The organism is Pseudonocardia sp. TMWB2A (assembly GCF_017312135.1).
The window spans coordinates 925,423-940,715 of the sequence record NZ_QKQY01000001.1 but is presented as its reverse complement, the minus strand read 5'-3'; the positions used below and the strand labels follow the sequence as shown (position 1 = coordinate 940,715).

15 protein-coding genes are annotated in these 15,293 nt (G+C 59.2%); 11 read left to right on the top strand and 4 right to left on the bottom strand.

The features are described from left to right. Positions 1-16: 16 nt before the first annotated feature. The 6 genes from DMP17_RS04345 (at position 17) to uvrC (ending at position 4,707) form a co-directional block, all read left to right on the top strand. On the top strand, positions 17-331 hold the full coding sequence (locus DMP17_RS04345; RefSeq protein ID WP_337827835.1) for an AtpZ/AtpI family protein: 315 nt from the start codon (positions 17-19) through the stop codon (positions 329-331). Positions 332-448: 117 nt separating this feature from the next. Beyond that, positions 449-1,201 (top strand): F0F1 ATP synthase subunit A, encoded by a 753-nt coding sequence (locus DMP17_RS04340; protein WP_337827834.1) that lies wholly within the window; start codon positions 449-451, stop codon positions 1,199-1,201. Between the two features lie 55 nt (positions 1,202-1,256). Then, positions 1,257-1,484 carry a F0F1 ATP synthase subunit C gene (locus tag DMP17_RS04335; RefSeq protein WP_337827833.1) on the top strand — a complete coding sequence of 76 codons (228 nt, stop codon included), beginning with the start codon at positions 1,257-1,259 and terminating at the stop codon, positions 1,482-1,484. 71 nt (positions 1,485-1,555) lie between these two features. Continuing rightward, on the top strand, positions 1,556-2,047 hold the full coding sequence (locus tag DMP17_RS04330; RefSeq protein WP_337827832.1) for a F0F1 ATP synthase subunit B family protein: 492 nt from the start codon (positions 1,556-1,558) through the stop codon (positions 2,045-2,047). Between the two features lie 103 nt (positions 2,048-2,150). Beyond that, positions 2,151-2,651, top strand: coding sequence for a F0F1 ATP synthase subunit B family protein (locus tag DMP17_RS04325; protein ID WP_337827831.1), 501 nt, complete (start codon positions 2,151-2,153; stop codon positions 2,649-2,651). A 124-nt stretch (positions 2,652-2,775) separates the two neighbouring features. After that, the gene (uvrC, locus tag DMP17_RS04320) at positions 2,776-4,707 is read left to right on the top strand and encodes an excinuclease ABC subunit UvrC (RefSeq protein ID WP_337827830.1); all 1,932 of its coding nucleotides are present in this window, start codon (positions 2,776-2,778) and stop codon (positions 4,705-4,707) included. A gap of 198 nt (positions 4,708-4,905) precedes the next feature. On the opposite strand, the gene DMP17_RS04315 is transcribed toward uvrC, so the two are convergent. Beyond that, the gene (locus DMP17_RS04315; RefSeq protein WP_337827829.1) at positions 4,906-6,438 is read right to left on the bottom strand and encodes a catalase; all 1,533 of its coding nucleotides are present in this window, start codon (positions 6,436-6,438) and stop codon (positions 4,906-4,908) included. Between the two features lie 173 nt (positions 6,439-6,611). On the opposite strand from DMP17_RS04315, the gene recO reads away from it, so the two are divergent. The 5 genes from recO (at position 6,612) to DMP17_RS04290 (ending at position 11,040) form a co-directional block, all read left to right on the top strand. Then, entirely contained in the window at positions 6,612-7,343 is a 732-nt protein-coding gene (gene recO / locus DMP17_RS04310; protein ID WP_337827828.1) for a DNA repair protein RecO, read from the top strand. A gap of 182 nt (positions 7,344-7,525) precedes the next feature. Next, positions 7,526-8,590: a 3-isopropylmalate dehydrogenase gene (gene leuB, locus DMP17_RS04305; RefSeq protein WP_337827827.1), complete on the top strand. Its 1,065-nt coding sequence runs from the start codon at positions 7,526-7,528 to the stop codon at positions 8,588-8,590. Positions 8,591-8,614: 24 nt separating this feature from the next. Further along, positions 8,615-9,823 carry a trans-sulfuration enzyme family protein gene (locus tag DMP17_RS04300; protein ID WP_337827826.1) on the top strand — a complete coding sequence of 403 codons (1,209 nt, stop codon included), beginning with the start codon at positions 8,615-8,617 and terminating at the stop codon, positions 9,821-9,823. 17 nt (positions 9,824-9,840) lie between these two features. After that, positions 9,841-10,239, top strand: a complete 399-nt coding sequence (gene apaG / locus DMP17_RS04295) for a Co2+/Mg2+ efflux protein ApaG (protein WP_337827825.1) — start codon at positions 9,841-9,843, stop codon at positions 10,237-10,239. Positions 10,240-10,248: 9 nt separating this feature from the next. After that, on the top strand, positions 10,249-11,040 hold the full coding sequence (locus DMP17_RS04290; protein WP_337827824.1) for a LysR family transcriptional regulator: 792 nt from the start codon (positions 10,249-10,251) through the stop codon (positions 11,038-11,040). Between the two features lie 18 nt (positions 11,041-11,058). On the opposite strand, the gene DMP17_RS04285 is transcribed toward DMP17_RS04290, so the two are convergent. The 3 genes from DMP17_RS04285 to DMP17_RS04275 form a co-directional block, all read right to left on the bottom strand. Beyond that, positions 11,059-12,384, bottom strand: a complete 1,326-nt coding sequence (locus tag DMP17_RS04285) for a serine hydrolase (RefSeq protein WP_337827823.1) — start codon at positions 12,382-12,384, stop codon at positions 11,059-11,061. Then, on the bottom strand, positions 12,381-14,360 hold the full coding sequence (gene parE, locus DMP17_RS04280; protein ID WP_337827822.1) for a DNA topoisomerase IV subunit B: 1,980 nt from the start codon (positions 14,358-14,360) through the stop codon (positions 12,381-12,383). The genes DMP17_RS04285 and parE overlap by 4 nt, the downstream gene beginning before the upstream one ends. A 112-nt stretch (positions 14,361-14,472) precedes the next feature. Further along, positions 14,473-15,159 (bottom strand): GcrA family cell cycle regulator, encoded by a 687-nt coding sequence (locus DMP17_RS04275; RefSeq protein WP_337827821.1) that lies wholly within the window; start codon positions 15,157-15,159, stop codon positions 14,473-14,475. Positions 15,160-15,293 lie beyond the last annotated feature (134 nt).

The window sequence follows — 15,293 nt, the reverse complement described above, 5'->3', positions numbered from 1 at the left end:
ATCATGGAGATTGGCGATGACGGGTGACGGAGACGAGTTCAAACCATTGCGCGAAGATTCGCGCCTGACGCAGCTTGAAGAAAGGCTGCAACGGGCCGAAGACGTCGAAATGGAGCGGACAAAGCGCGCAAAAGCACCGGAATCTGATGCTGGCTATCAGATGGGTAACAAGGTGCTGGCGGGTCTTTTGGGTGGCATCGCGGGTGGTTTGCTTATTGGCTGGACAGTTGACTGGCTTTTCGAAACGACACCGTGGGGGCTTTTGGGATTTCTGTTCCTCGGAATAGGGGTCGCGTTCAGGAATATTATCAAGCTGTCCTCCCGGCGCTGACAAGCGGCAGCCGGGCCGGACGGGTAAAAATGGTTTATTGTCAAAGGCTCCCCGTCGGGAGCAGGCATTAAGAAGGGTGTGACAATAGTGGCTTCGGAATCTGGCAAAATTGACCCGATGCACCAATTCCAGGTGCAGGAAATTTTCCCCGGATTCGAGCTGTTCGGGCACCATATCAATTTCACCAACAGCGCGCTGTGGATGGTGATTACGGCTGCCATTGTGGCGCTGTTTACGCTTGGCGGCATGAAGCGGCAGCTTGTGCCCGGACGCTGGCAGATGGCGGTGGAAAGCGTCACCGGCTTTATCGACAATCTTCTGGTGTCGAATGTCGGCGAAGAAGGGCGTAAATATGTGCCCTATATTTTCTCGCTGTTCATGTTCATCCTGTTTGCCAACCTGTTGGGCATGTTGCCGATCGGCGTTGCCGGTGGACATGCTTTCACCGTAACCAGTCATCCCACCGTGACCGGCGTTCTGGCGGTGCTGACCTTCTCGATCGTTCTGGTTGTCGGCTTCTGGAAGCACGGTCTCCATTTCTTCTCGCTGTTCGTGCCGCACGGTACGCCGCTGGTGATGATCCCGCTCATTTTTGTGGTCGAGCTTTTCTCGTTCCTCGTACGTCCTTTCAGCCTTGCATTGCGTCTGTTTGTCGCGATGACGGCGGGCCATATCCTGCTCAAGATTTTGGGTAGCTTTGTGGTTGGCGGTATCGGCGCAGGCGCAGGATATGGGGCGTTGGTCGGGATTCCGAGCTTCCTTCTGATGCTCGGCATTACCGCGCTGGAGCTTTTGGTTGCGGCCATTCAGGCTTATGTTTTCGCTTTGCTGGCGTCGATTTATATCAATGACGCTGTCAATCTTCACTGATCTCGATTTTCAAACCGATTTCTAATATCGTTATTTCTTTAAGGGAGTTATTCAAATGGACGCAGAAGCTGCAAAATTTATCGGCGCTGGCCTCGCTGCAATCGGTGCCGGTCTTTCGGCTCTCGGTGTGGGCAACGTGTTTGCTGCATTCCTTGAAGGCGCGCTGCGCAATCCGGCTGCTGCCGATGCCCAGCAGGGCCGCCTGTTCATCGGCTTCGCCGGTGCCGAGCTTTTGGGCCTCCTGGCCTTCTTGACGGCCGTTATCCTGTTGTTCGTCGTCTAAGACCAATCATCCATGTGCGCCGGGCGAGCGGGTTTAGCTTGCCGCCCGGTGCCTGATTTTCGAGGGTAGAAATGCCTCAAATATCCCAGGTTCTCGAAATCTATGCTTCGCAGATTTTCTGGCTGCTGCTGACGTTCGGCTTTGTCTTCATTGTCGTCGGGTTAGGCATGGTGCCGAAGATTTCGGCGACCGTGGACAGCCGCGATGCAAAAATCGCGGGCGATCTCGCGGCAGCCCGTGCGGCGCAGGACGAGGCCGACAAGATTGAGGAAGACTATCGGACCCGTCAGAATGACGTTCGGGCCGAAGTCCAGAAAATTACGCAAACCGCCAAGGACAAAGGCGCGAAGGATGCCGAAGGCAAGATTGCCGAAGCGGACAGCGTCATTGCCGATAAAATGGCGGCGGCAGAAGCGTCGATCCGCAGTGCTACCAGCAAGGCTCTGACCGAAATCGAGGACGTGGCGAGCGAAGCTGCCAGCGATCTCGTGGCCAAGCTTTCCGGTGCCAAGGTGACTGCGGCGGAAGCGGGTAAAGCGGTAAAGGCGGTGCTTCATGTCTAATCCTGCGACACAGGCACCTGCTCAGCCCGCTGATCAGGCTCAGGCTCCCATTCAGGCCCCCGTCCAGACAGTTGCAACCACCCAAGCGCATGAAGGCGCGGCGGTGGAGCATCATGTCGAACCCAGTGCTTTGGGGATGGATGCTGCGGGTTGGGTCTCGCTCGCGATGATCGTGCTGTTGGCGATCATGGTGTGGAAGAAGGTTCCGGCACTGATTGCGGGCGGTCTCGACAAGAAAATCGCCGACATTCGTGCGCAACTCGATGAGGCCGCAAGCCTGCGCGCCGAAGCGGAAAAGCTGCGCGGCGAATATCAGGCTAAGGTGAAGGCCGCTGAAGGCGAAGCCGCGGCTATGCGCGCGCGCGCTGAAGAAGAGGCCGAAGCGATCCTTGCTAAAGCCAAATCGGACACGAGCGACCTTATCGCCCGTCGCCAGAAAATGGCCGAAGATCGTATCGGCGCGGCCGAACGGGCGGCGCTGGCCGAAGTGCGCGAAAAGGCGGCAACGGCGGCAACGGCTGCGGCGGCATCGCTCATTGCGGACAAGCATGACCGTGCGACCGACAAGGCGTTGATCGACAAGACCATCTCGACCTTGGGCTAAACCGGCCCTTCCATTCGAATTTTTAAAAGGCCGGATATTTGTCCGGCCTTTTTTTATTGGGCGCTTGCCTTCCCATGTCCAACGCAGGCTTTTGTTTTGAAGCGGGGATGCCTAGATAGAGCCCATGCCCTTGCCGCCTTCCCGACCTGATGCGCCCGACCGGTTCAATGAGGATAAGGCGACTTATGCACTCAAAGGATCGGACAAGCCCGACCTTGAAACCGGCGTTGCGGCAATCCGCAATGTGCTGAAAACTTTGCCCGCAAAGCCCGGCGTCTACCGAATGCACGATATGCGCGGCGATGTTCTTTATGTCGGCAAGGCGCGCTCACTCAAAAACCGGGTGAGCAATTATGTGCAGGTGATGCGGCTGCCAAAGCGGTTGCAACGCATGGTCGCGCAAACGCGGTCGATGACCATCGTTACCACCAATAATGAAGCCGAGGCGTTGTTGCTCGAAGCGCAACTTATCAAGCGGTATCGCCCGGCATATAATGTGCTGCTGCGTGACGATAAGAGCTTTCCTTATATTTTGCTGCGGTCGGACCATGTTTTCCCGCGTATCCAAAAACACCGCGGTGCGCGGCGGGCGAAGGGCAAATATTATGGGCCGTTCGCCAGCGCGGGGTCGGTCAACCAGACGCTCAATGCGCTGCAAAAGCTATTCCTGCTGAGGAGTTGCACCGACAGCTTTTTTGCCAACCGCTCGCGGCCTTGTTTGCTCTATCAAATCAAGCGTTGCTCCGCGCCTTGTGTCGGGCGGATTGATGCGGCGGGCTATGCCGAACTGGTACGCGATGCACAGGATTTCCTCGACGGCAAATCGACGCGCGTGCAGGCCAAATTGGGCGCACAAATGCAAGAGGCAGCACAATCGCTCGATTTTGAACGGGCGGCCTTGCTGCGCGACCGGTTAAAGGCGCTGACCTTCATTCAAGGGTCGCAGGCGATTAACGCCGAAGGCTTGGGCGATGCGGATATATTCGCGCTCGCGGCCAAGGGCGGGCATATCTGCATCCAAGCCTTTTTCATTCGCGGCGGGCAGAATTGGGGGCATCGCAGCTTTTTCCCCGCGCACACCGCCGATGTGCCGGATGATGAGGTGCTGCGCGATTTCCTCATGCAATTTTATGAAAGCGCCCCGCCGCCGCGCACCATATTGGTCGACCGCAACCCCGCGGAAGCAGAGGTGATTGCCGAGGCGTTACAGGTTTTGTCGGGGCATAAGGTTGCCATTTCGGTGCCGCAACGCGGGGAACGGGCCAAGCTTATCAAACAGGCGAGCCGCAATGCGGAAGAAGCGCTCGACCGGCATCAGGCGGAATCGACGACGCAGGCCAAATTGTTGCGCGAAGTGGCGGATTTGTTCGATCTGGCCGAACCGCCGCAGCGCATCGAAGTCTATGATAACAGCCATATCCAAGGCACGAACGCCTTGGGCGCGATGATTGTCGCGGGGCCGGAAGGCTTTATGAAGGGCCAATATCGCAAGTTCAACATCAAGCGCGCGGAAACGCAGCCGGGCGATGATTTTGCGATGATGCGCGAGGTTTTCGCCCGCCGGTTTGCGCGCGCGCAAGTTGAAGACCCTGCGCGCGACAAAGGCGATTGGCCTAATCTGGTGCTGGTCGATGGCGGCAAGGGGCAGCTATCGGCTGCGCTTGAATCGCTGGAAGAATTGGGGATTGAAGATCTCGCCATTGTCGGCGTGGCCAAGGGACCGCATCATGGGCGCGAGGGCAGGGAGGTGTTCCACTTACCCGATGGCCGTGATTTTATGTTGCCGACCAATAGCCCGGTGCTTTTCTATCTCCAGCGCTTGCGTGACGAGGCGCACCGTTTTGCGATTGGCGCACATCGGCAAAAGCGCGCCAAGGCGATGACGACCAGCCCATTGGACGAGGTGCCCGGCATTGGTCCGGCGCGCAAAAAGGCGCTCCTTATGCATTTCGGCACCGCGCGGGCGGTGCGCGATGCGAGCCTTCAGGATTTACAGCGCGCGCCAGGGGTTTCGGCAGCGGTGGCGCAGACGGTTTATGATTTTTATCACGGATAGAAAATGCTTTTAGGCCGTTGAAAATAGCGCGGAATATTTTGGTGGAGCGCCGGGTGCTCCTTCCCGAAAAATCTATCGCCATTGCGAGCCGCGGAGCGGCGCGGCAGTCCAGAGTCTCGCAGAGTTGCGCTGGATTGCCGCGCGCCTACGGCGCTCGCAATGACGATATTATATTATAAATATCAAATAGTTAGCATATCAAAGATGCTCGACATGCCTCTCCGGGCCATCGCTGGGTGGTTCGGTGGGGTCGACCTTCGGCCCCATGCCGAGTGCGTAAGCGACGCCTGCGCCATAATCGGGATGGGCGCGCGTGCAATTGTCGATGTGGCGTTGCTTGATGAAATCGAGTGCATCGCCCATCGCAGCTGCGGTGTTCGCAAATAAAGCTTCGCGCTGTGTCGCGTTCATTTGCAGGAACAGCTTGCGGGGCTGGGTGAAATAATCGTCATCATCTTCGCGGAAGTTCCAGAAATCCGCGTCGCCATTAATCTTGAGCGGCGGCTCGCGAAATTCGGGTTGCTCCTGCCACTGGCCAAAGCTGTTCGGCTCATAATGCGGCAGGCCCGCATAATTGCCATCGACCCGGCCCTGACCGTCGCGATGGTTGGTAAAGACAGGGCAGCGCGCCGCATTGACCGGAATCTGGTGATGGTTGACGCCAAGACGGTAACGCTGGGCATCGGCATAAGCGAACAGCCGCGCTTGCAGCATCTTGTCGGGCGATACCGAAATACCGGGCACGAGGTTCGACGGCGCGAACGCGCTTTGCTCGACATCGGCGAAGAAATTTTCGGGGTTCCGGTTGAGTTCGAATTCACCGACTTCGATCAACGGATAATCTTCGGCATACCAGACTTTGGTGAGGTCGAACGGGTGGAATTTATATTGTTCCGCCTCGGCTTCCGGCATGATCTGCACCGACATTTTCCATTTGGGGAAATCGCCGCGTTCAATCGCGTCGAACAGGTCGCGCTGGTTGCTTTCGCGGTCCTTGGCGACCACGGCAGCGGCTTCGTCATCGGTCAGATTTTCTATGCCTTGCTGGGTATGGAAATGGAATTTGACCCAGAAACGCTCGCCCGCCTCATTATAGAAGCTATAGGTATGCGAGCCGAAACCGTGCATATTGCGGAAGCTTTTGGGGATGCCGCGCTCCGACATGACAATCGTCACCTGCATCAAAGCTTCGGGGAGTAGCGTCCAGAAATCCCAATTATTGGTCGCCGAACGCAAATTGGTCTTGGGGTCGCGCTTGACCGCTTTGTTGAGGTCAGGGAATTTGCGCGGGTCACGCAGGAAAAAGACCGGCGTATTATTGCCGACCAAATCCCAATTGCCTTCTTCGGTATAGAATTTGAGCGCAAAGCCGCGAATGTCGCGCTCGGCATCCGCCGCGCCGCGTTCGCCCGCAACCGTGGTGAAGCGTGCAAACATTTCGGTCTTCTTGCCGACTTCGGAGAAGATTTTCGCGCGCGTATATTTGCTGATGTCATTGGTGACGGTGAAGGTGCCGAACGCGCCCGACCCTTTGGCGTGCATACGCCGTTCGGGGATGATTTCGCGGTTGAGGTTGGCAAGCTTTTCGAGCAGCCACACATCCTGCATCAGCACCGGCCCGCGCGGGCCAGCGGTCATGCTGTTCTGGTTGTCGGGAACGGGCGCTCCGAACGCCGTAGTAAGATGCGTCACCGGGCATTTGCCCGCCGTCGGATGCGTGTTGTCAGCCATGCCTTTTCCTCCATTTTATTGCCATAGATTAAGCGAGAATGGAGCGGTTGTAACTGTTTTCCATTGCGTCAAAAAATTGATTAATATGCGCTGAGTGATTGCTAAATTCGATTGCGCGATGCGAGCATAAATCATGGCTGACGCAAGCGCGTATGTTCCGCTAAAGACAGGCTATGACCAGCCTCGTCACCCGCGCTATCATCTGTTCTGTTCGCGCGCATGGCGAGCATGGCGCGATTGTGCGCGCACTGACGCAAGAGGCCGGACTGGTCGCGGGCTATGTGCGCGGCGGCCGCTCGCGCACGCTGCGCCCGGTCCTCATCCCGTCCAACATTGTCCAGGCCGAATTTCGTGCGCGCACCGCAGAACAGCTTGCCGGATTGACCGTGGAACTGGTGCATAGCCGCGCGCCGATTTTAGGGGAGCCTCTGGCGGCGGACGCGATTGCGTGGATATGCGCGCTGACCGCGGCAAGCTTGCCGGAAGAACAGCCCTATCCCGACCTTTATTATGCGCTCGGCGGCTTGCTCGATGCAATCGAGGCGGCGCCGTCCGCGCGCAATTGGGGGGCGGCGCTGGTGCGTTATGAATATCTGTTGCTCGCGCGGTTAGGCTTTGCACCCGACATCAGCCAGTGCGTCGTGTCGGGGAGCGATGAGGACCTCGCTTTTGTCAGCCCCAAAAGCCATCAAGCGGTGTCGCGCGGCGCGGCGCACGGCTATGAAGCGAGGCTGCTCCCGCTGCCCGCTTTTCTGCTCGCAACCGTGCCTGCGCGGGTCGCCGATATTATCGACGGATTGCGGCTGACCGGCCATTTTCTGGAGACGAGCCTGTTCAACGACAGCAGGCGACATGAAATTTTTGATGCGCGTGAACGGTTGGTGGAGCGGTTCCGGCGGTTGTGAGGGGGTGGGGAAACGTCCCGCTATTGCAGATGGTTGCAGTTTTTTGACAGGCCCTCCCCCGACCCCTCCCGCAAGCGGGAGGGGAGAAGGCTATTGTGCGGTGCAAAATTTGGGGGTTGGGCTTTGGGCTTTGACGCGCTAACGCGCAGCCAAGTTTAACAGAAAATCAGGGATAGCGAGACATGAAGATTGCGCTGCTTGCGGGTGATGGCATTGGTCCGGAAATCATGGAGCAGGCGTTGCGCGTTCTGGATGCGCTGGCGCTTCCCGGTGTCACGACCGAAGCCGCGCCGGTGGGCGGGGCTGCATATAAAGCGCATGGCCATCCGCTTCCGCCTGAAACGCTGGCGCTCGCCAAGGCCAGCGATGCCATCTTGTTCGGCGCGGTCGGCGACCCTGATTGCGATGCGCTGGAGCGGGCGTTGCGCCCCGAACAGGCGATCCTTGGCTTGCGCAAGGAATTGGGACTGTTCGCCAATTTGCGTCCCGCCAAACTTTATCCTGATCTTGCCGATGCGTCGGCGCTGCGGCCCGAAATTGCGCGCGAGATTGACATGGTGATTGTGCGCGAGCTGAACGGCGATGTGTATTTCGGCGAAAAAGGGATGCGCAGCACCGCCAATGGCCGCCGCGAAGGCTATGACATTATGTCCTATAATGAGGATGAAGTCGCGGCCATCGCCAAGGTCGGTTATGAAACCGCCATTGCGCGCGCAGGCACCGACCGCCAGCCCAAGCTTTGCTCGGTCGACAAGGCGAATGTCCTCGAAACCTCGCAGCTTTGGCGCGATGTGGTGATCGAAACGGGCAAAGCCTATCCCGATGTGGCACTCAGCCATATGTATGTCGATAATGCCGCGATGCAGCTTGTGCGCAATCCGGGGCAGTTTGATACGATTGTGACCGGCAATTTGTTCGGTGATATTCTGTCCGATCAGGCGAGTATGTGTGCAGGCTCTATCGGCCTTTTGCCGAGTGCGTCGCTCAACGGTTCGGGGCAGGGGCTGTACGAGCCGATCCACGGCTCTGCGCCCGACATTGCCGGGCAGGGCAAGGCCAACCCGCTGGGGATGATCTTGTCGCTCGCCATGTTGCTGCGCTATTCGGGCAAAAATGCGCAGGCCGCAGACCGCGTTGAAGCGGCGGTCGGCCATGCGCTCGGTGCGGGCGCGCGCACCGGTGATCTTGGCGGCACACTCTCCACCGCCGCTATGGGCGATGCGGTCCTTGCCGGCCTCGCTTTATGATTGGGAAAATTTGAAGGACGTTTGATGAAACGCAAATCAGGGCAAGACCCCGCAATCACCCGGAACTGGAAACCGGCAACCCTCGCCATTCGCGGCGGGACCGCGCGCAGCGATTTTGGCGAAACGTCCGAAGCCATATTCATGACCTCGGGCTATAGCTATGAAAATGCGGAGGAAGCCGCCGCGCGCTTCCGGGGCGATACGCCGGGCATGACCTATTCGCGTCTGCAAAACCCTACGGTCGAAATGCTGGAAAAGCGCATTGCGCTGATGGAAGGGGCAGAAAGCTGCCGCGCGACTGCTTCGGGGATGGCGGCGATGTCGGTCGCCTTGCTTTCGATGCTCTCGGCGGGCGACCATATGGTGGCGGGCAAGATCATGTTCGGGTCGAACCGCTGGCTCACCGACACCTTATTCCCGCGCTATGGCATCGAGGTCACGCTGGTCGATTCGCACGAAACCGCACAATGGGAAGCGGCGGTGCGGCCCAATACCAAAGTGTTTTTCTTTGAAACCCCCGCCAATCCTTCGATGCAAATATCCGACATAAAAGGCATTTGCGACATAGCGCGCGCGCATGGCATTATTTCGATTGTCGATAATGCCTTTGCGACGAGCGCGCTCCAGCGGCCGATGGAAATGGGCGCGGATGTGGTCTGTTATAGCGCGACCAAGCTGATGGACGGGCAGGGGCGCGTGTTAGCGGGCGCTATCTGTTCGAGCGAGCAGATGATCACCGAAACCATCCTGCCGTTCCACCGCAATGTCGGCGCGACCTTGAGCCCGTTCAATGCGTGGGTCGTGTTGAAGGGGCTGGAAACGCTGGACCTGCGCGCCCATCGGCAGAGCGAAAATGCGATGAAGGTTGCACAATTTCTGGAAGGGCGGGTCAAATCGGTGCTGTATCCGGGGCTGGAAAGCCATCCGCATCATAAGCTTGCGATGCAGCAAATGGTCGCGGCAGGGCCGATTTTCTCGATCCTTTTGGGCGGCGGGCGCAAGGAAGCGCATGGCTTGCTCGACGGCCTTAACCTTATCGACATTTCCAATAATATCGGGGATTCCCGGAGCCTTATGACGCATCCCAGTTCGACCACCCATTTCGGGATGAGCGAAGAAGCGCGGCTTGCGGTCGGAATTACCGAAGATATGATCCGCGTCAATATCGGGCTGGAAGATGCCGATGATCTGATTGCCGATCTCGATCAGGCATTGACCGGGATCGGGCTTTAGGGTCATCATAGCGGGCAATGAAGGCGCTCTTTCCTTTCGTAGCCGAAACTGACGGCGTCACCGTGCGCGTGTCGGTCAGCTATTTGCCGGACCAGTCCGAACCCGACCGCGCGCGCTGGTTCTGGGCCTATCATATCCGTATCGAAAATGAGCGCGACGAGGTGGTGCAACTGCTCACCCGTAGCTGGCGGATAACGGACGGGCGCGGCGCGCTCCATCTGGTCGAAGGCGAAGGGGTGATCGGTGAACAGCCGGTCATCATGCCGGGCAAAAGCTATGATTATGTATCGGGCTGCCCGCTCGCGACGCCGACTGGCTCGATGGCCGGATTTTACGTGATGGCGGGCGAGGACGGGGAGCGGTTTGAGGCTATCATTCCGCAATTCCCGCTCGTTGCTCCTCTGGTTGCCCAATAGGTCAGACATATGAAGCGAACTATGCTCCCGCTCAATGCGTTGCGCGTGCTTGATGCCGCCGCGCGCCATTTGAGTTTCACCCGCGCCGCCGACGAACTGGCGGTAACGCCCGCCGCTGTCGGCCAGCAAATCCGCGCTTTGGAAGATATGTTGGGCGTTGTGTTGTTCCGGCGCACGACCAAGGGGCTGGAACTAACCCCCGAAGCCGATGCCGGGCTTGATGCGCTCCGGGCCGGGTTCCTGATGTTCGAAGAATCGGTGAGCGCGATGCAGGCGGGGCAATCCTCCCACTCGCTCACCATCGCTGCACCGCGCGATTTTACCGCCAAATGGCTGGCGCGGCGTTTGGGCGGCTTTGGCGCGGCGAACCCCGAAACCCGTTTCACGCTGGTGACCGCGGACGAGGAAATCGACTTTACCGAAGCCAATCTCGACCTTGCAATCCGCTTGGCAGACGGGCCGGGCGAGCATGAAGGGGTGCGCTTGGCCGAAGGGGCGTTTGTGACGGTTGCCGCGCCTGATGGCGGGGCGACCACACCGATTAGCTGGCCGCATTGTCCGGTTGCCGATGGCACGCCTGCGCTGCGCTTGGGTGATGCGGGGCTGGCGCTCGATGCCGCCGCGCTCGGCCTTGGCTATGCCAATGTGCCGCATCTCTTGGCGCAGGATGATATTGCCGAGGGCCGCGTCAAAATGATCGACAATGCGCGCGAAACCAAGCTTGCCTATTGGCTCGTCGCCCCGCTCCCGCAATGGCGGCAGAAAAAGGTCAAGGCGCTGGTTGAAGCGTTAACCGCCTAAGCCGGTAAAACGGCGCTTTTATTTAGGCGCGGCGAGTGTAATCATCCGGTTGACGAGCGCGAAAAAGCGGTCATTATCGACCGCCTTGCTGCGATCATTCCACGCCGCACTGACAATATAGCGCCGCCCGTCCTTGTCGATCAGCAGATAATTGGCCGCAATCACGCCGGTTTCGGACCCGCCCTTATAGCCGATATAAGACCAGCCGCGCCGCGCCGGATCGGGTAGGCCCGGATTGACCGCCAAAATAGCGCGCGCTTCGGGGCTGGCTTTATCCGCAAACCAGACGAGCGCATTGGCCATCTGGCGCGGGGTGGCAAACCATTCGACTGTGTCGATGGCTTGCGGGGTGCCGGTGAGCATCACGGCTTTGGCGTCCGCGACCGTCCAGCCCCGCGCTTCGCTGCGCAGCAAGGCGAGGCGTTCAGGGGGGCGCGCCTTGGCCCAACGCTCGCGCATCGCCTTATGTCCCGGCTCTTTCAGCACAAAGGCTTCGAGGGTGGACAGGACCGGCATCCCTTTGCTGTCGAGCATATCCTGTTTGAGCGCAAAATCGCTGACCCGTTCGCGGCCAAGCAGGTGGAGCAATGTGTCGGTCGCGCTATTGTCGCTGATCGAAATCATAAGCGTTGCAAGGCTTTGCAAGGTCATCGGCGCACGGTCGGGCCAATTTTGGATTTGTCCCGATGGCAGCGATTTATGGCTGAGCGGGACGACATCGCTCCACTTGAGCCGCCCGGCGCGAATATCCGCGTCGAGGGCGGCGAGCAGCACCAATTTGAAACTGGAACCGGTCGCGAGCGGTGCGCGCGTGCCGCCTTCTAGCAAGGGCCGCAACTCGGTTCCTTTGAGACTGTAAATGCCGAACGCGCTGTCGCCGTCCAAGGCTGCAAATCCGGACTGGATTGCTGCCAGACTATCGCCTTTTGGCGCAACTTGGGTAATCCAGAAGCCGGTCACTTTATGCCCGTCCTCCGGCCCTGCCAGCACGAGCGAGACCTGCGCGACGCCGCGTTCATAATCGAGTTCAAACGTCGCTTGCCGATCGTCAGCCGCGTTGATTTTCATCACCCTCAACGGCGCGCCATATTGGTCGCTTAACTGTTTGGCGATAGCGCGCAATTTTTCTTCGGAAATTTCCGCCAAGAAGGTCGGATGAAAGGTCGCGGCGACATCACCCTGAGCGCGCATAATCGCCAATATGTCGGAAGCACGCGCGCCGATGGCGGGCGGAATCGCACCGGCAACCGCAGCAGGCGGAGGCGGGGAGGGGCTTTGCGCAAAAGCGGGCGCGGCGAGCGAAAGGAGCGTAGCGAGCGCAACTGTCGTCCGTCCAAGCCTCATGCGTCAATCGCCTCTTCGTCCAAAGTCGCGGCATTGGCTTGGATGAACTGGAAGCGATGCTCCGGATTTTTACCCATCAGCCGGTCGACCAGATCCTTGACGCCCGCGCGTTCTTCATATTCCTGCGGCAAGGTGATCTTGATGAGCGAGCGCGTTTCGGGGTTCATCGTGGTTTCTTTAAGCTGTTGCGGCATCATTTCGCCCAGCCCCTTGAAACGGCCCACATCGACCTTCTTGCCTTTGAAGATTGTCTCTTCCAGCTCGGCGCGATGTTCGTCATCACGCGCATAAACGCTCTTGTTACCCGCAGTCAGGCGGTACAGCGGCGGCTGCGCGAGATAGAGATGCCCGCGCCGCACCAGTTCCGGCATTTCCTGAAAGAAAAAGGTCATGAGTAAGGTCGCGATATGCGCGCCATCGACGTCCGCGTCGGTCATGATGATGATGCGTTCATAGCGTAGATGGTCTGGATTGCAGTCCTTACGCGTCCCGCAACCGAGCGCCTGCGTCAAATCGGCAATTTCGCTATTGGCGCGGATTTTATCCGCTGTGGCCGATGCGACATTGAGGATTTTACCGCGAATGGGGAGAATGGCTTGCGTCTTGCGGTCGCGCGCCTGTTTGGCGCTGCCGCCCGCGCTATCGCCTTCGACGATGAAGATCTCGGTGCCTTCGGGATCGTCCGCCGAACAATCGGTAAGCTTGCCGGGGAGGCGTAGTTTGCGGCCCGATGTCGCGGTCTTGCGCTTGACCTCGCGCTCCTGTTTGCGTCGCAGGCGGTCATCCATGCGCTCCAGCACATAGCCGAGCAGCGCCTTGCCGCGCTCCATATTGTCCGACAGAAAATGGTCGAAATGGTCGCGGATCGCATTTTCGACCAAGCGCGCAGCTTCGGGCGATGTGAGGCGGTCCTTGGTCTGGCTCTGGAATTGCGGATCGCGGATGAATACGGACAGCATCAATTCGCTCCCTGTCATCACATCTTCGGTTGTAATATCCTTGGCTTTTTTCTGGCCGACCAATTCGCCAAAAGCGCGGATGCCTTTGGTGAGCGCGCCGCGCAGGCCTTGTTCATGGGTGCCGCCATCGGGCGTCGGGATGGTGTTGCAATACCAGCTATAGCTGCCGTCCGACCAGAGCGGCCAAGCAACCGCCCATTCGACGCGGCCCGCGCCATCGGGAAATTCCTGCGTTCCCGAAAAAGCGTCGGCGGTGACGCACTCGCGCCCCTTTAGCTGTTCGGCCAGATGGTCGGCCAAGCCGCCAGGGAATTGGAACACAGCCTCGCTCGGCGTATCATCGCCAATCAGTTCGGGCGCGCATTTCCAGCGGATTTCGACGCCGGCAAACAGATAGGCTTTGGAGCGGGCGAGGCGGTAAAGGCGCTGCGGTTTGAACCGCGCGGTTTCGCCGAAAATTTCGGGATCAGGCGTGAAGGCAACGCTGGTGCCACGCCGGTTGGGAGCGGCTCCCACTTTTTCGAGCGGGCCTTGCGCGGCACCCCGCGAAAAAATCTGGCGGAATAATTCCTTGTTGCGCGCCACTTCGATGACGGTTTCGGTCGATAGCGCATTGACCACGCTGATGCCGACGCCGTGCAGACCACCCGAAGTCGCATAGGCCTTGCCTTCAAACTTACCGCCCGAATGGAGCGTTGTCATAATGACTTCAAGTGCCGATTTGCCGGCAAATTTGGGGTGTGGATCGACCGGAATCCCGCGGCCATTATCGACCACAGTGAGCTTGTTACCGGCCTCCAGCGTGATTTCGATGCGGCTTGCATGGCCTGCCACCGCTTCGTCCATACTATTATCGATAACTTCGGCAGCAAGATGGTGGAGCGCGCGTTCGTCTATGCCGCCAATATACATGCCCGGACGCCGCCGGACCGGCTCAAGTCCTTCCAATACCTCGATAGCCGAAGCATCATAATCGGAACTTGTGGCGGGGGCGGCGGCAAACAGATCGTCGGACATGGGCTATGCTATAAGCCCGTGCTTGCCGCCCATGCAAGCGGCAAGAACGAAAGTGAAACCAAGCAGCCGCAAAGAACGGATTTCCGTGCTTTATGCGTTAGCGCATTTCCGCTTAACGGACGCGCGGCCCGCCAAAGGGCATGGGCGGCGGGGGACGGCGTGTGCCGCGCGGAAGCTGTGCCTGATAGGCGCGGCCGCAATGTTCGACGCAATAGGGAAAGCCCGGATTGACCGCTTCGCCACAGAAATGGAAGTCCGGCTCGCCCGGATGCCCCATCGGCCATTTGCAGATGCGGTCGGTCAGATCGAGCAGGCTCGTCTTGTCGGCGATTTCGGGCGAGGGCTTGGCGGGGACCAAGCGGCGCGGCGGCGCGGGCGGGATCGGCGCTTGCTGTTCGCCGGGGCCTTGGCGCAAAAAGCCGCCGGGGCCGACCGACACGATGCGCGGCATATCGCTGCGCCCCGTCGGGAAAGGCTGGACATTGTCGCCGGCAGGCGCGGTAGGAGCTGCGGCTTGCGGGGCAGGGCGCTCGACACGCTCGCGCGGTTCGGGGGCAGGGCGAGGCGCTGCGGGCTTGGCCGCCTTTGCAGGCGCGGGAGCCTTTGGCGCAGGCGCGGCTTTCTTCTTCGCTTCGGCGGCCTTGACCGGCGACGGGCGCGATTTGAGGCCAAGGCGGTGTGCCTTGCCGATCACCGCATTACGGCTCACGCCGCCAAGTTCTTCGGCAATCTGGCTGGCGGTCAGGCCTTTTTCCCACATCGTTTTCAACTGGTTGATGCGCTCGTCGGTCCAGGACATCGGCTATATGACTTTCATCTTTTGAAGTGAGGCGCACAGGCGTCCGTGAACGGATGCCGCAATGCACCATGAAATTTGATAGGGGCGATATAGGGACTAATGTTCGGGATTTCCACTATAGACTGTATAGTGGC

Excerpts from the sequence above, each read along its gene's own strand:
- DMP17_RS04345 (WP_337827835.1), top strand. The coding sequence starts at position 17 with ATGACGGGTGACGGAGACGAGTTCAAACCATTGCGCGAAGATTCGCGC.
- DMP17_RS04340 (WP_337827834.1), top strand. The coding sequence starts at position 449 with ATGCACCAATTCCAGGTGCAGGAAATTTTCCCCGGATTCGAGCTGTTC.
- DMP17_RS04335 (WP_337827833.1), top strand. The coding sequence starts at position 1,257 with ATGGACGCAGAAGCTGCAAAATTTATCGGCGCTGGCCTCGCTGCAATC.
- DMP17_RS04330 (WP_337827832.1), top strand. The coding sequence starts at position 1,556 with ATGCCTCAAATATCCCAGGTTCTCGAAATCTATGCTTCGCAGATTTTC.
- uvrC (WP_337827830.1), top strand. The coding sequence starts at position 2,776 with ATGCCCTTGCCGCCTTCCCGACCTGATGCGCCCGACCGGTTCAATGAG.
- DMP17_RS04315 (WP_337827829.1), bottom strand. The coding sequence starts at position 6,438 with ATGGCTGACAACACGCATCCGACGGCGGGCAAATGCCCGGTGACGCAT.
- recO (WP_337827828.1), top strand. The coding sequence starts at position 6,612 with ATGACCAGCCTCGTCACCCGCGCTATCATCTGTTCTGTTCGCGCGCAT.
- leuB (WP_337827827.1), top strand. The coding sequence starts at position 7,526 with ATGAAGATTGCGCTGCTTGCGGGTGATGGCATTGGTCCGGAAATCATG.
- DMP17_RS04300 (WP_337827826.1), top strand. The coding sequence starts at position 8,615 with ATGAAACGCAAATCAGGGCAAGACCCCGCAATCACCCGGAACTGGAAA.
- apaG (WP_337827825.1), top strand. The coding sequence starts at position 9,841 with ATGAAGGCGCTCTTTCCTTTCGTAGCCGAAACTGACGGCGTCACCGTG.
- DMP17_RS04290 (WP_337827824.1), top strand. The coding sequence starts at position 10,249 with ATGAAGCGAACTATGCTCCCGCTCAATGCGTTGCGCGTGCTTGATGCC.
- DMP17_RS04285 (WP_337827823.1), bottom strand. The coding sequence starts at position 12,384 with ATGAGGCTTGGACGGACGACAGTTGCGCTCGCTACGCTCCTTTCGCTC.
- parE (WP_337827822.1), bottom strand. The coding sequence starts at position 14,360 with ATGTCCGACGATCTGTTTGCCGCCGCCCCCGCCACAAGTTCCGATTAT.
- DMP17_RS04275 (WP_337827821.1), bottom strand. The coding sequence starts at position 15,159 with ATGTCCTGGACCGACGAGCGCATCAACCAGTTGAAAACGATGTGGGAA.